The organism is Nocardia sp. NPDC046473 (genome assembly GCF_040645995.1).
Lineage (GTDB): Bacteria > Actinomycetota > Actinomycetes > Mycobacteriales > Mycobacteriaceae > Nocardia.
The window spans coordinates 126,571-139,403 of sequence record NZ_JBEYZJ010000013.1 but is presented as its reverse complement, the minus strand read 5'-3'; the positions used below and the strand labels follow the sequence as shown (position 1 = coordinate 139,403).

General features: G+C 63.9%; 13 protein-coding genes and 1 tRNA gene. 4 read left to right on the top strand and 10 right to left on the bottom strand.

Features of this window, described 5'->3' with window-relative positions:
* Positions 1-30: 30 nt before the first annotated feature.
* From ABZ942_RS39415 to ABZ942_RS39390, 6 genes are all read right to left on the bottom strand, one after another.
* Positions 31-804, bottom strand: a complete 774-nt coding sequence (locus ABZ942_RS39415; protein WP_357391352.1) for an ABC transporter ATP-binding protein — start codon at positions 802-804, stop codon at positions 31-33.
* Positions 805-812: 8 nt separating this feature from the next.
* Entirely contained in the window at positions 813-1,808 is a 996-nt protein-coding gene (locus ABZ942_RS39410) for an ABC transporter ATP-binding protein (protein ID WP_357391351.1), read from the bottom strand.
* On the bottom strand, positions 1,805-3,229 hold the full coding sequence (locus tag ABZ942_RS39405) for a branched-chain amino acid ABC transporter permease (protein ID WP_357391350.1): 1,425 nt from the start codon (positions 3,227-3,229) through the stop codon (positions 1,805-1,807). The genes ABZ942_RS39410 and ABZ942_RS39405 overlap by 4 nt, the downstream gene beginning before the upstream one ends.
* Positions 3,226-4,263 carry a branched-chain amino acid ABC transporter permease gene (locus ABZ942_RS39400; protein WP_357391349.1) on the bottom strand — a complete coding sequence of 346 codons (1,038 nt, stop codon included), beginning with the start codon at positions 4,261-4,263 and terminating at the stop codon, positions 3,226-3,228. Before ABZ942_RS39400 ends, ABZ942_RS39405 begins: the two co-directional genes overlap by 4 nt.
* Before the next feature lie 113 nt (positions 4,264-4,376).
* Positions 4,377-5,576, bottom strand: coding sequence for a branched-chain amino acid ABC transporter substrate-binding protein (locus ABZ942_RS39395; protein WP_357391348.1), 1,200 nt, complete (start codon positions 5,574-5,576; stop codon positions 4,377-4,379).
* A gap of 289 nt (positions 5,577-5,865) precedes the next feature.
* Positions 5,866-6,483, bottom strand: coding sequence for an ANTAR domain-containing response regulator (locus tag ABZ942_RS39390; protein ID WP_150406672.1), 618 nt, complete (start codon positions 6,481-6,483; stop codon positions 5,866-5,868).
* A 224-nt stretch (positions 6,484-6,707) separates the two neighbouring features.
* On the opposite strand from ABZ942_RS39390, the gene ABZ942_RS39385 reads away from it, so the two are divergent.
* Positions 6,708-6,791: transfer RNA gene (locus tag ABZ942_RS39385), tRNA-Leu, on the top strand.
* Positions 6,792-6,846: 55 nt separating this feature from the next.
* Here ABZ942_RS39385 and ABZ942_RS39380 read toward each other — a convergent pair.
* From ABZ942_RS39380 to ABZ942_RS39370, 3 genes are all read right to left on the bottom strand, one after another.
* A complete protein-coding gene (locus tag ABZ942_RS39380; RefSeq protein WP_357391347.1) occupies positions 6,847-7,254 on the bottom strand; it encodes a tyrosine-type recombinase/integrase in 408 nt (135 codons plus the stop codon).
* Between the two features lie 239 nt (positions 7,255-7,493).
* Positions 7,494-7,922, bottom strand: a complete 429-nt coding sequence (locus ABZ942_RS39375) for a hypothetical protein (RefSeq protein WP_357391346.1) — start codon at positions 7,920-7,922, stop codon at positions 7,494-7,496.
* 1,456 nt (positions 7,923-9,378) lie between these two features.
* Entirely contained in the window at positions 9,379-9,549 is a 171-nt protein-coding gene (locus ABZ942_RS39370) for a hypothetical protein (RefSeq protein WP_357391345.1), read from the bottom strand.
* A 393-nt stretch (positions 9,550-9,942) separates the two neighbouring features.
* Here ABZ942_RS39370 and ABZ942_RS39365 point away from each other — a divergent pair, with 393 nt between their 5' ends.
* The 3 genes from ABZ942_RS39365 (at position 9,943) to ABZ942_RS39355 (ending at position 11,883) form a co-directional block, all read left to right on the top strand.
* On the top strand, positions 9,943-10,455 hold the full coding sequence (locus ABZ942_RS39365; RefSeq protein ID WP_357391344.1) for a DUF4188 domain-containing protein: 513 nt from the start codon (positions 9,943-9,945) through the stop codon (positions 10,453-10,455).
* A gap of 252 nt (positions 10,456-10,707) precedes the next feature.
* The gene (locus tag ABZ942_RS39360; protein WP_357391343.1) at positions 10,708-11,328 is read left to right on the top strand and encodes a low molecular weight phosphatase family protein; all 621 of its coding nucleotides are present in this window, start codon (positions 10,708-10,710) and stop codon (positions 11,326-11,328) included.
* A gap of 135 nt (positions 11,329-11,463) precedes the next feature.
* A complete protein-coding gene (locus tag ABZ942_RS39355; RefSeq protein WP_357391342.1) occupies positions 11,464-11,883 on the top strand; it encodes a hypothetical protein in 420 nt (139 codons plus the stop codon).
* A gap of 72 nt (positions 11,884-11,955) precedes the next feature.
* Here the strand turns inward: ABZ942_RS39355 and ABZ942_RS39350 are convergent, their stop codons facing one another.
* A complete protein-coding gene (locus ABZ942_RS39350) occupies positions 11,956-12,789 on the bottom strand; it encodes an acyl-CoA thioesterase II (protein WP_357391514.1) in 834 nt (277 codons plus the stop codon).
* Between the last annotated feature and the right edge of the window lie 44 nt (positions 12,790-12,833).

Sequence of the window (12,833 nt, the reverse complement as noted above, 5' to 3'; positions counted from 1 at the left end):
CGACCTTGCGGCACTGGGGTTTACACCGGACTATCCGACGCCGAGGTACGCCGACTTCACCGACGGATCGGTGAGCAGTTCCCGGCCGGAGCCGGTCTTGGTGACCTCGCCGGTCTCCATGATGTAGGCGCGGTCGCTGCGCGAGAGCGCCTGTTGCGCGTTCTGCTCGACGAGCAGCACCGTGGTGCCCTGCTGGTTGATCTCCGAGATGATCCGGAAGATCTGCTGAATGATCATGGGCGCCAAACCCATCGACGGTTCATCCAGCAACAGCAGCCGCGGTCGCGCCATCAGCGCCCGGCCGATGGCGAGCATCTGCTGCTCGCCGCCGGACAGCGTGCCGCCGACCTGCTTGCGCCGCTCCGACATTCGCGGGAACAACTCGAACACCCAGTCGAGCGTCGTGTTGTATTCCGACTTCTGCTTGAACGGCCTTCCGTAGCAACCCATGTCGAGGTTTTCCTGCACCGTCATGCCGGGGAAAACGCCCCGGCCCTCCGGTGCCTGGATCAGTCCCTCGCCCACCCGCTCGTGCGCCTTCATGTGGGTGATGTCGCGACCCTCGAACATGATTCGACCGCGGGTCAGCGGCAGCAGCCCGGACAACGCCCGCATGGTGGTGGTCTTGCCCGCGCCGTTCGCGCCGAGCAGGGTAACCAGCTCGCCCGCCGCCACCTGCAACGAAATCCCGTGCAGCGCCTGGATTCTGCCGTAGTTGACGACCATGTCGGTGACCTCGAGCAGCGCGTCAGAACTGCTCTTGGTCACCTCGACGGTCTGCTGTTCCGGTTCTCTGTGCACCATCGCTGCTCCTACCCGTCCGTCCCGTGCGCGCTTGCCGTCTCAGCCTCGGTGCCGTCATCGGGCACACCGAGATAGGCGGCGATCACCGCGGGGTCCTCCCGGATGTCGGCGGGCAACCCGTCCGCGATCTTGCGGCCGAACTCCAGCACCACGATCCGGTCGGTCACGCCCATCACCAGGCGCATGTCGTGCTCGATCAGCAGCACGGTGAAACCGTCGTCGCGGATCTTGCGGATCAGATCCATCAGCGCCGACTTCTCGCTCGGATTGAACCCGGCGGCGGGCTCGTCCAGGCAGAGCAGCTTCGGCTCGGTGGCCAGCGCCCTGGCGATCTCCAGTCGGCGCTGATCGCCGTAGGACAGGTTGCGCGCCTTCTCCACCGCTTTCGGTGCGATACCGACGAATTCGAGCAGCGCCATGCCCCGCTCGATCGCGTCGTGTTCCTCGCGCCGGTGCCGGTTGGTGCGGAAGATGGCGCCGGGCACCGAGGTCTTGTGCCTGGCGTCGGTGCCGACCACCACGTTCTCCAGCGCCGTCATCTCGCCGAAGAGCCGGATGTTCTGGAAGGTGCGCGCGATGCCGAGCCGAGTGATGGCGTTGCGCTTGGTCTTGGTCAGCGGGGCGCCGTCGAAGAACACCGTGCCGGACGAGGGCCGATAGACGCCGGTGATGGCGTTGAAGCAGGTGGTCTTGCCGGCGCCGTTGGGTCCGATGAGACCGAGGATCTCGCCGCGGCGGATCTCGAAACTCACCGCGTCCAACGCGGTCAGACCGCCGAATTTCACGGTCAGGTCCTCGGTGCGCAAAAGGGGCGCACCGACGGCCGTTTCGATCTCCCGGCTGGAGGCGACGACCTCGGCGACCGTCTCCGCGTTGGCCAGGTCCGGAATCACCGCGGTCAGATCGACCACACCGGCACTGGGCGCCGCCTCCGGTTCGGCCACGTAACCCGCGGCCATGTCCTCGTTGTCGAACAGTGCGCCACCGGCGCCCGGCCCGGTCATCGGGTCGCTCCCATAGCCTCGTCGCCGAACGGTTTGCGCACAGCTTGGTACACCTGACGCCCGTAGGCGAGCAGCTTCTGCCGGACCGGGAACAGGCCCTGCGGTTTGAAGATCATGACCACCATCAGCGTGATACCGAAGAACAGATACTTGTAGTCGCCGAGCGATTGCGCGCCGGGTTCGTGGAACTTCAGCACATTGCCGAGCAAGACGAACAGCACCACGATCGCCACGATCGACCCGGCCAGATAACCGAGCCTGATCGGCCGTTCCTGATCGCGAGCCCACCTGCGCCACACCACGATCAACGCGATCAGCACGGCCACCGAGAACACGATCAACACCCAGCCGACCGCGGTCTGCCCGACGGCCTGCACCGAGAGCAGCCGGTTCGGCAGGTACACGATGATGAACGCGCCGACGATCACGCCGAGCTTGTTGCCCTGCCCACCGATGACCACCGCACACAGGAACAGCATCGAGTTGATGATGTTGAACCCGGTCGGGTTGATGAACTGCACCTGCCCCGCATACAGCGCGCCGGAGAGCCCGCCGACCGCGGCGCCGATCATGAACGCCCACAGCTTGAACTTGAACGTCGGCACGCCCATGATCTCGGCCGCGTCCTCGTCCTCGCGGATGGCGACCCAGGCCCGGCCGACCCGGCTGCGCTCCAGGTTGCCGACGATCAGCAGGACGATGATCACCAGGATCATGCCGACCCAGAACCACCAGGTGCCCGCGTTGGCCTTGTCGAAGATGTTGGAGGTCTCCGAGTTTCCGACGTTGCCGGAGGAGAACACGCCGTTCTGCTTGTGTTCGGACTCGCCGATGTGCGGGTAGGCGATGCCGGACAGGCCGAGGCTGCCGTTGGTCACGTCGCCGAGGTTGTCGGCGAGCAGCCGGACGATCTCACCGAAGCCGAGCGTCACGATGGCCAGGTAGTCGCCGCGCAACCGCAGCGTCGGGGTGCCGAGGATCAGACCGGACACCGCGGTGACCGCCGCCGCCAACGGCAGGCAGGCCAGCCAGGCCCAGTCCTCGCTCAGCCAGCCGCCGTCCGTCTGATTCCACGGACTGTTCGGACTGGTGAGCAAGCCGACGGTGTACGCACCGACGGCATAGAAGCCGACATAGCCGAGGTCGAGCAGACCCGCCTGTCCGACAACGACATTCAGGCCGACCGCGAGCAGCGCGTACATGGCGAACTGCGCCATCACGCCGCCGAAGCTGGTGCCCGGAGTGTCGAGGAACGGCGGCGGGAACAACGGAAGCAACGCCAGCACGATGATCGCGGGCACGCCGACGGCCCACTGGGCCGGGCGGGACAGCCCGCCCCACCAGGAACGCAGGCTGTCACCGACGCCGTGCATCGGCCGTTCCGGTTTGGTCGGCGGGGTAACGGTTTTCGTGTCACTCATGCTCGTGCCTTCCCGAGGCTCTCACCGAGAATGCCGGTCGGGCGGATCATCAGAACCAGCACGAGCACCACGAACGCGACCACGTCACGCCATTCGGTGCCGAACAGGATCTGACCGTAATTCTCCGCCAACCCGAGCAGCAGGCCGCCGAGCAACGCGCCACGCAGGTTGCCGATGCCGCCGAGCACCGCGGCGCTGAACGCCTTGATGCCGAGGATGAACCCGCCCGAGTAGATGATCCCGTTCGGGATCTTGAGCGCGTACAGCAGCGCCGCCGCACCGGCGAGCACGCCGCCGATGAGGAAGGTGAGCATGATGATCCGCTCCCGCGAAACGCCCATCAGCGTCGCGGTATCGGGATCCTGCGCGACGGCCCGGATGCCGCGGCCGAACTTGGTCTGGTTGATCAGCAGTTCGGTGGCGATCGCGAGAATGACTGCGGCGCCGATGATCACGAGCGTCACGTTGGTGATGTCCGCGCCGCCGAAGCTGAACTGCTTGGTCGGTTCCACCAGCATGATCGGCTTCTGCGCGTTGGTGCCGCCCAGGCTCGGCCAGATCTTCGGCAGCACGAAGTGCACCACCTCCTGGATCACGAACGAGGCGCCGATCGCGGTGATGAGAAAGATCAGTGGTTTGGCGCCGCGTCTGCGCAGCGGCCGATAGGCCACGCGCTCCAATCCGACCGCGGCGGCGCCGGACACCGCCATGCCGAAGATCATCGCCAACGCCAGATAGGTAATGGTGAGCACGATGCCCTGGGAGTAGACATCACCGCTGGGCGAGAACCCGAGCAACATCAGCCCGACATACTGGCCGAACAAGCCGAGCATGAAAATTTCCGAATGGGCAAAATTGATCAGCCGCAAAACGCCGTAGACCAGGGTGTAGCCCACAGCAACCAGCGCGTAGATCGCACCGTAGGACAATCCGTCGACGGTCAGTCGCCAGAAATCGTGGATCACTCCTTCATAGTTGAAGTCGATTGATCCGCCGGCGAGTTGTACAGCGCCGGTTAATGCCGTTGAAGTCATTTCGCTAATTCGCCCTCATCGATTCGCCCTCATAGATTCGCCCGAACGACACAGCAGCACGTACTGGGATTCGCGCGAACCCCGGTACGTGCTGCGCGATCTCGTCGTGTGGGTTACTTGACCGTGTAGATCCAGATCAACGCGTTGCTCAGCTCGCCGTTCGGGTTCCACTTGTACTGACGCGCCAGGCCGGCACCGTCATAGGACTTCACGTACTCGAGCAGGTCGGGACGGGTGACCTTGCCACCGTCGATGCCCTTGGACAGGATCGTGGCCAGATCGTAGGCCTCCACCGAGTACACGCCGGACGCCTGACCGTTGAAGGCCTGGTAGTCCTTGGCGAACTTCTCCGGGGCGGGACCACAGGGGCAGGTCAGCATCGCGCCCTTGGCCGCGCTGCCCGCCTGGGACAGGAACTGCGGATCGTTGACGCCGTCGGGGCCGATGAAGACACCCTTGAAGCCACCGGACTTCAGCTGCTGGGCCAGCGGCGCGCCCTCGGCGTAGTAGCCGGCGTAGAAGACAGCGTCGGCGTTGGCCGAGGCGATCTTGGTGACCGTCGCGGAGAAGTCCTTGTCACCGGTCTTGATGCTGGACGAGCAGGCAGCGTCGGCCGCGGCGCCCAGACCCTCGGTGATGCTCTTGGCCAAGCCGGTGCCGTAGTCGCTGTTGTCCTGGACAACGCAGACCTTCTTGTAGCCCGAGGTGCCGGTCAGGTACTTCGCGACGGACGGACCCTGCACGTCATCGTTGGCCAGGCCGCGGAAGAAGGTGGTCCAGCCGTTCTGGGTGAGCGTGGCGTTGGTGGCCGAGGAGGTCACCGAAACCAGGCCGGCGTCGCTGAGGATCTTGCCGGTCGCCTTGGTCTCACCGGAGAACGCCGGGCCGACCAGGCCGATGATCGACTTGTCGTTGACGACCTGCGGGATGACCTGAGTGGCCTTCTGCGGGTCGCCCTCGGTGTCGAACGACTTCAGTTCGATCTTGCAGCCCGCGTTGGCCTTGTTGTGCTGGTCGAGCGCGAGCTTGACACCCATCTGGATGTTGATCCCGAGCGCGGCGTTCGGGCCCGTCAACGCGCCGGCAAAGGCGATCGCGGTACCGGCCGGGCAAGTCCCCTTGCCGTCACCGGCGGGATCGGCGGCCTTGGCCGGGTCGGTCTTCGCGACCTCTTTGCCGTTGATGTCTACCTGCGCCACCGGGACGATGGCCAGCCCGGCCGCGCCGCTGGTGCCGGACGAGTCCGTACCAGTGCTGGTCGATTTGTCGCTACATCCGGTCAGCACCAGCGCGGCGGCAGCGCCGATAGCCAAAACACCTCGCGTCGTACGACTGTGCCATGTCGAACTAAGCACGTTTCACCTCTAAGTCCTCATGCTCCCCCGGGATCACCGAGGAGGCCGACCACGTCAGCCCGGTCAGAACTTAGCGTTCATACGTTAGTTCCGCATCACATTCGGATCATGAACGCGACATCGTGTCGAATTTTTGTTCACGATTGCGTTTCGCGTACGTAAAATCGACGCCTAATGAGCCCAGACGGACGCAGACCTTCATCGCGCCGTGCCCCGAGGTTGCGGTCCGTTCAGCGGACCCGACCGCTCACTTGGGAGCCAAGTTCTCCAACACGACCTCGGCGACCGCCTTCATCGTAGTCCGGCGGTCCATCGCGGTCCGCTGAATCCACTTGAAAGCCTGCGGCTCGGAAAGGCCCTGCGTCTGCATCAGCACGCCCTTGGCCCGTTCCACCAGCTTGCGCGTCTCCAGCCGGTCGGACAGGTTCGCGACCTCGCCCTCCAGCGCGGTGATCTCATGGAAGCGGCTGGCCGCCAGCTCGATCGCGGGCACCAGATCCGACTTGGTGAACGGCTTCACCAGATACGCCATCGCGCCGGCATCGCGCGCCCGCTCAACCAAGTCACGCTGGCTGAACGCGGTCAGAATCACCACCGGCGCAACACGTTTCGACGCGATCTCGGCCGCCGCATCAATACCGTCCCGGCGCGGCATCTTCACATCCATGATGACCAGATCCGGGCGATGCTCCACCGCCAGATCCACCGCCTGCTGGCCGTCGCCGGCCTCACCGACCACCAGATAGCCCTCTTCGGTCAGCATCTCGACCAGGTCCATGCGGATGAGCGCCTCATCCTCAGCGACGACAACCCGCTTCGCCCCCGCGTCGCGCTTAGTGCTTGCGCCCCCTGCTGCTGTGCTCATAGGTAGACCCCTCTGGTTCAGATGCCTGTCCCGACACGCGGCAGTGTGGACGTTGGTCCAACAAGCCGACCATCGACCTCACCACCGCGCTATCGAGTGATGTAAAGAGTACCTTTCACTTCGGCATAGAACGCATATACCCAGGGCAAACCCACCGCGCGCGAGTCGGCGAGCAACCGGTTAGGTACCAGCCCCACCCACCCGCTATCATTTCCTCCCGGTGCGCCGGGTTGGCGGAACTGGCAGACGCGACGGTCTCAAAAACCGTTGTCCGGAAGGACGTGTGGGTTCGAGTCCCACACTCGGCACTCGACGACAGGCGACCCCTGTTCGCGGAAGGCGCGAACGGGGGTCGTCTCGTCATCACACTGGGGGTGCGACCCCCAGACCCCGCTCGGCGGGGCTTCGCCCCCCGAACCCCCTTGTTGTGGTTGCGTGCGTGGGCGGGTTGCCGTAGAGGTCCAGAGTCAGCGTCGCGGTTTTGTGGCCGAGCATCCGCTGGACGACCTTGATATTCGCCCCTGCACTGATCGCCAGGGACGCTGCCGTATAGCGAAGAGCATGCGGCACAACACCCTTCAATCCGACCGTGGCCGCCGCCTGGTCAAACACCCACCGAAATTCCGTCGAGGTCAGGTAGCCGCCCTTATGGCTCGGGAACACCAGCTCATCCAACACACGGCCCTCCAGCAGCTTCGCGAGCTCCTTCACCAGGATTCTAGGCACCGGGACCGTAGGAGTCGGGTGGTTCTTCGTGTCGGGCTCGGCCATCCGTCGCGATCATCCTCGTCATGGCCGAGCCCGCTCTCATCGCCGGATCAGCATGGAAAGTCGCCGGATAGGCGAGCTATCCGTGGAAGGGCGAATCATGTTGCAGCACACAGAGAAATGGATCCTCATCACCGGGTTACACACCCGGGATCGACAGACCACCCGATCAGCGGTAGCGACGGGTATGTGCACCGGACTCGGCGACGCGCTGAAGTTCTCCGCGAGGGAATCAGCAAAGACTACGACATGAGCACGACAGGCACTTTGCCAGTCGTGACCGGCTTGTCGTCATCGCCAGTGATGGTTGCGACGCCGGTGGTGTCGCCCGGCTTGAACTTGACGCCACGGCGGAAATCGGCGGGAGCGACTCTTACGTAGGCAGTCCATTTATGGACGGTCCCGTCACACGCAATCTCGGCAATACCCTCACTGATCTTATCGCCGTCGTTTTGCGTCACTTGGACCTCCACGTATTGAGGTTTGTCGCCAGAGCAGGAAGCGGTCCCGGTCGCGCCGACCTCATCTCCTGCGTTGAGGATCTTGAGCTCCTTGTCCAGAGTGATCGTCGGGCCCGCGGCGTAGGCCGCGGGTGCGGCGGCAACCCAACCTGCGGCAGTCAAGGCACAAGCGGCGGTGAGGGCGGTGATTCGTGTGCGGTCAATACGCATCAGTGCTTCCCATCCCTAGAGTTGGACCCATTCGGCCGATTTGACCGTAGGTTTCGAACGTATTCGGTCCTGTGGACATCTTGGATGGGACACACCGGATATATAGCGTGCAGGCCCGTCCAGGGGCAGGCCATCAAGGGCGGTGTGGAGGTCACGTACAGACTCAGCCGGAGCGAACCAGTGACAGCACTCCACAACCAGTCCGCAGCAGCTCACGACTTGCGCCGCTTGGCATCTCGTAGTTGTGGATCGTCGTTTGATTCCGTGGCGACTCTTTTTCTTCGAATCGAGCCTTCTCGTTCGGCGTCGAGTATTATCGAGATGTCACGCAAGTGATGCTGGGCGGTGGGACGCCGTTCGTACCGACGCCCCACCTGGTGGGTTTAGCTAGCCCGCAACCAGCGGACCAGCATGAGCGCCCCGGCGACTACGGCAGCAGTTGCCAAGATGATGCCGTAGTCGACCGGGGCCTTGCTCTTTACCCGGCGATGTTTCGCCATTCCCCACCACCTCCCTCCTGGGCGCGATGTTTGGACCATGTCCATCGCCCCTCGGAAGGAGGTGCCAATACCTTACGTCAAGCCACCGACCGAAATTGTTGGAACACAGTCGATTTCGGAAAAACGACCATTGCTCAATGGAACGTTCCAAATTGGCTCTGTCGCACAGGGCAGAACGATCTACCGCACGTTCCAAAATTGGCCTACCACACCGGATCTGGTCGACGCGAAGCGCTGGCACAACGGCGGCACCATTCTTGATTTACCGCACCGGTAATCGCATGCGAATTCAGGTGCGGGAATCAGAAAGCGTGCGGTTGTGGGCTTTGCGCATCCAGACGGAGTGGCCGACACGGTTGCGTCGGTGAGCATCTCGTCGCCGCAGATCGCGTCCTCGATCCCGTAACGACGTTCGATTTGGTTCGAATCCAGACGGTTCGCTCGAAGTCGAGTATTATCGAGATGTCACGCAAGTGATGCTGGGCGGTGGGACGCCGTTGTGACCGACGCCCCACCTGGTGGGTCTCCTAGCCCCTCAACCAGCGGACTAGCACGAGCGCCCCGGCGACCACGGCAGCTGTTGTCAGCAGGATGCCGTAGTCGACCGGGGCTTTGCTCTTTGCTCGGCGATGTTTCGCCATTCCCCACCACCTCCCTCCTGGGCGCGGTGTCTGGACAATGTCCACCGCCCCTCGGTTGGAGGTGCCAATACCTTACGTCGAAGCACCGACGAGAACTGTTGGAACACAGTCGATTACAGAAAAACGGCCATACTCGATTGGAACGTTCCAAACAGGTTCCATCCCGCGCCACCGGGCACTGAGTGCACACCCCGGTTGTAAGCCGAACACCCGGTATAGCGGGTGTACAGGTGATACAGAGGGTGTGCACACCCTTTGTATCGGGCGAAGAACCGAGCGGGGTGTGCGAGGAATTCGATAGTTCGAGCGCGGCGACTAGCCGACCATTCCGGAGTCGGTGATGCAGCCCTTGCCAACAACTTTCGGCGGCAAAGTTGCGGTACCGCCGTCTGTGCAGGTCACGTCGACACCGGGCCGGTCGCGGAAGCTGACGGTGAAACGTTGCTTGAACGAGCCGGATTTGTGTGCCTGCCTGACGCCTCGCAATTCCCTCCTCCGCCGACGGTTTGTCCACCCGAGAGCGACTTCGTGTCGCAGGCGTAAAACCAGACATCGACAGCTCGCGCCGTGGGAGCAACTACGGTGAGGCTGCCTGCGGCAATGAGGCCGGCTACGGCCAGGCCGACCATCCGGTCAGCACACCTAAGGTGCGAACGGGGCTTCGATGACCTTCATCAGTAGCGACAAATTCCAGGCAGAGCGAACCGAAGCCGGACGGTCGACCCCACGTTGACGCTATCGACCAAGATGGCTCCGCTCGGCGAACGACAGGCCACGGCGGTCAGCGCATGACGCCACAGACATCGAACCGATCGACCACCGGGCTCGTATTCACGCGTAGGGTGGGCAACTACGACGCCCAAATCAGCGGAGGTTGCGATGCGGGTGAGCAGGACCACGGTGGATCTGGGTGGGTATCCGGATCTTGTCGTCATCTATCTGGGGATGCGGGTGCGCAAGCCCCGCGGCATGCTGCGGCTGCTCGGGCTGGGGCCGAAACTGTATAGCTCGCATCAGGATCGGCCGGATGGGCTGCTGTCGCACGAGGATGTGATCTGGTCGCTGTTTCCGCCGCACTGGGGAGCTCGGCAGTACTGGCGAGACTTGGACAGCCTGGAGGCGTGGACTCGGTCGGCGCCGCATCGGGATTGGTGGCAGAAGTTCCTGCAGGACTCGGGCGGGACGGGGTTCTGGCACGAGGCGTACTTCCTGCGGGGTGGCATCGACGCGATGTACGACGACATGGACGCCTCGACGGGGATGGCGCGGTTCGCGCCGGTGATCGCCTCGCGCGGGCGGATGTTCTCCACCAGGGGCCGCGTGGAGAACAAGCAGTCGAAGGTTGCGCCGGTGGTGGACGAAAAGACTTACTACAGTGGTGAACTCGACTAGCTCCCCAGTCGTCCCATGATCTCCTGTACGGTCAAATCACAACGCAATCACAACATTGCGTTTCGATGATCCCGATGCAGGGTAAGTGCACAGGGACACACTCGAACATGATCAATCACCAATGCGACGCACGCCTCATGTGCGCCGCTATTCGTGTACGGCATCTGACCTGTAGATGAAATATTGGTCTAGACCGTGAGTTTCGGAGGTTTTCGGACATCGGCAGCGTTATCCAACGTTTACCGTATTCCTATGCACGTCCTGTTCGTCTGCAACGGCAATGTTTGCCGTTCGGTGATCGCCGAGCGCCTCACCCGCGCGCTCGCGGTCGAACACGGCCTGCCGAACCTCACTGCGGAGAGCGCCGGAACCCGTGCCCTGGTCGGCTTTCCGGTCGAACCGCTGGCCGCGCAAGCCATCGAGGGCCTGGGGGCGGACGCCGGCGGTTTCAAGGCGCGGCGACTCAAGGACGAGATGGTCGACAACGCCGATCTGGTGCTGACCATGACCCAGCAGCTCCGCGACACGGTGAGCGAGATGGGCTTCGGCGTCGCGGCCCGCACCTTCACGCTGCTGGAGGCGCACCGGATCGCGCACGTGACCGGTGCCCGCTCGATCGCCGAACTGCACCGGGCCCGCAACGATCTGTCGATCGTCGGCCGGGAGAACATCACCGACCCGATCGGGCTGTCCGAGCAGGCGTATTGCGAGGTGGGCGACCGGATCGCCGAGGCGTTGGTGCCGCTGCTGCTCGCGCTGGCCCCGCACGAGCAGACCAGGCCCGTCGCGGACGAGCGCCCCGGCCTCGTTATCGAGCCGGGCGAGGCGGCACCGCCGCTGGCTTCTTTCCTCGCGGCGCACCGCATCAGGTAGTCTTCCGACTCACCGAATACCACTCTCCCGACACAGCAATGCAGAGCTGCTATGTCCATTTCCCGGCAGGACGTATTACACTCCCGCGGACACCAACTTCCACCGTTGCTGGTTCGACACACGACAGGAATAGACATGCCGAAACGCATTTCGGATGTTTCGCTCCATGTGTATGTGACACCGGAAACCCTCGAACGAGTCGTCGAGACCGTACGCGAGGTTGTGGACGATTATCTACAGGACCGCGAGGTGTTCGCCTGGCGCTTCACGCTGCCGGTGGACACCGACGAGCCGAACCACGTGACGCTCGAAACCCAATGGCGGATGGAGCATCCGGGCGACGAGCCGGGCGAGCGCGGCACCTATGAAATCGCGCTGAGCCTGGTCGGTGCGCCCGCCGAACTCACCGATGCCGATACGGCCGGACTGGAACAGCAACTGCTGCATGGGATCTACGGCGCCGCGAGCACCGAGCCGGGCCAGAACATTCCGTTCTCGATCCGCGCCAGGCAGCGCGCCGACGTGGACCTCGACGTCGAGCGCGAACGGATCTGACCCCGGAAACGACTGCGCCGCACCGGCTTCCCAGTGGATCGGGAAGCGGATGCGGCGAAGTTCAGCGGATAACTAGACCTCTCGCGCGGGCGACTTGCCCCGCGCCGGGAAGTGCCGGATCAGCCCCTCCTGCACGGTGGTAGCCAGCAGCTCACCCTCGCGGGAGAAGAAACGACCGGTGGCCAGGCCACGCGAACCCGACGCCACCGGGGATTCGGTGGCGTAGAGCGCCCACTCGTCGAACCGGAACGGCCGGTGGAACCAGATCGAATGGTTCACCGTCGCCGCCACGATCCGGTCGAGTCCCCAGGACAGCCCGTGCGTGGTGATGATCGAATCCAGCACCGTCGTGTCGGACGAATAACCCAGCGTCGCGACGTGCAGCAGCGGATCGTCGGGCAGCCGCCCGTCCGTGCGCATCCACACCCGATTGTGGTTGAGCCGCTCCCCTGTCGCCTTCATGATCCAGGCCGGGTCGTTGGTGTAGCGCATGTCGATCGGGTGCGGCGCCTTGATGAACATCTCCAGCTTGTCTTCCAAGCCGACGAAGCTCTCCTCGATGCGCGGCAGCGTGTCCGGGTCGGGCACGTCGGGCAGCGGGTGCCCGTGCTCGAGCCCCTTGTTCCAGTCCTGGAACGCCGCGAGCATCACGAACAGCTCTTGATCGTCCTGGAGGGCGGTGACGGTGCGGTTGGCGAACGCTCGGCCGTCGCGATGCCGGTCGACCCGGTACTCGATCGGCTTCTTCGTGTCGCCGCCGCGCACGAAATGCGCGTTGATCGCGTGCACCGGACGGTCACCGACCGTGCGGCCCGCCGCGATGATCGCCTGCGCGACGAGCTGGCCGCCGAATGTGCGGCTCCACACCTTCTCCGGATGCTGACCGACGAACACATCCTCGTCCATCTGCTCCAGATCGAGCAGACCGAGTAAAACGTCCAGATCAGACT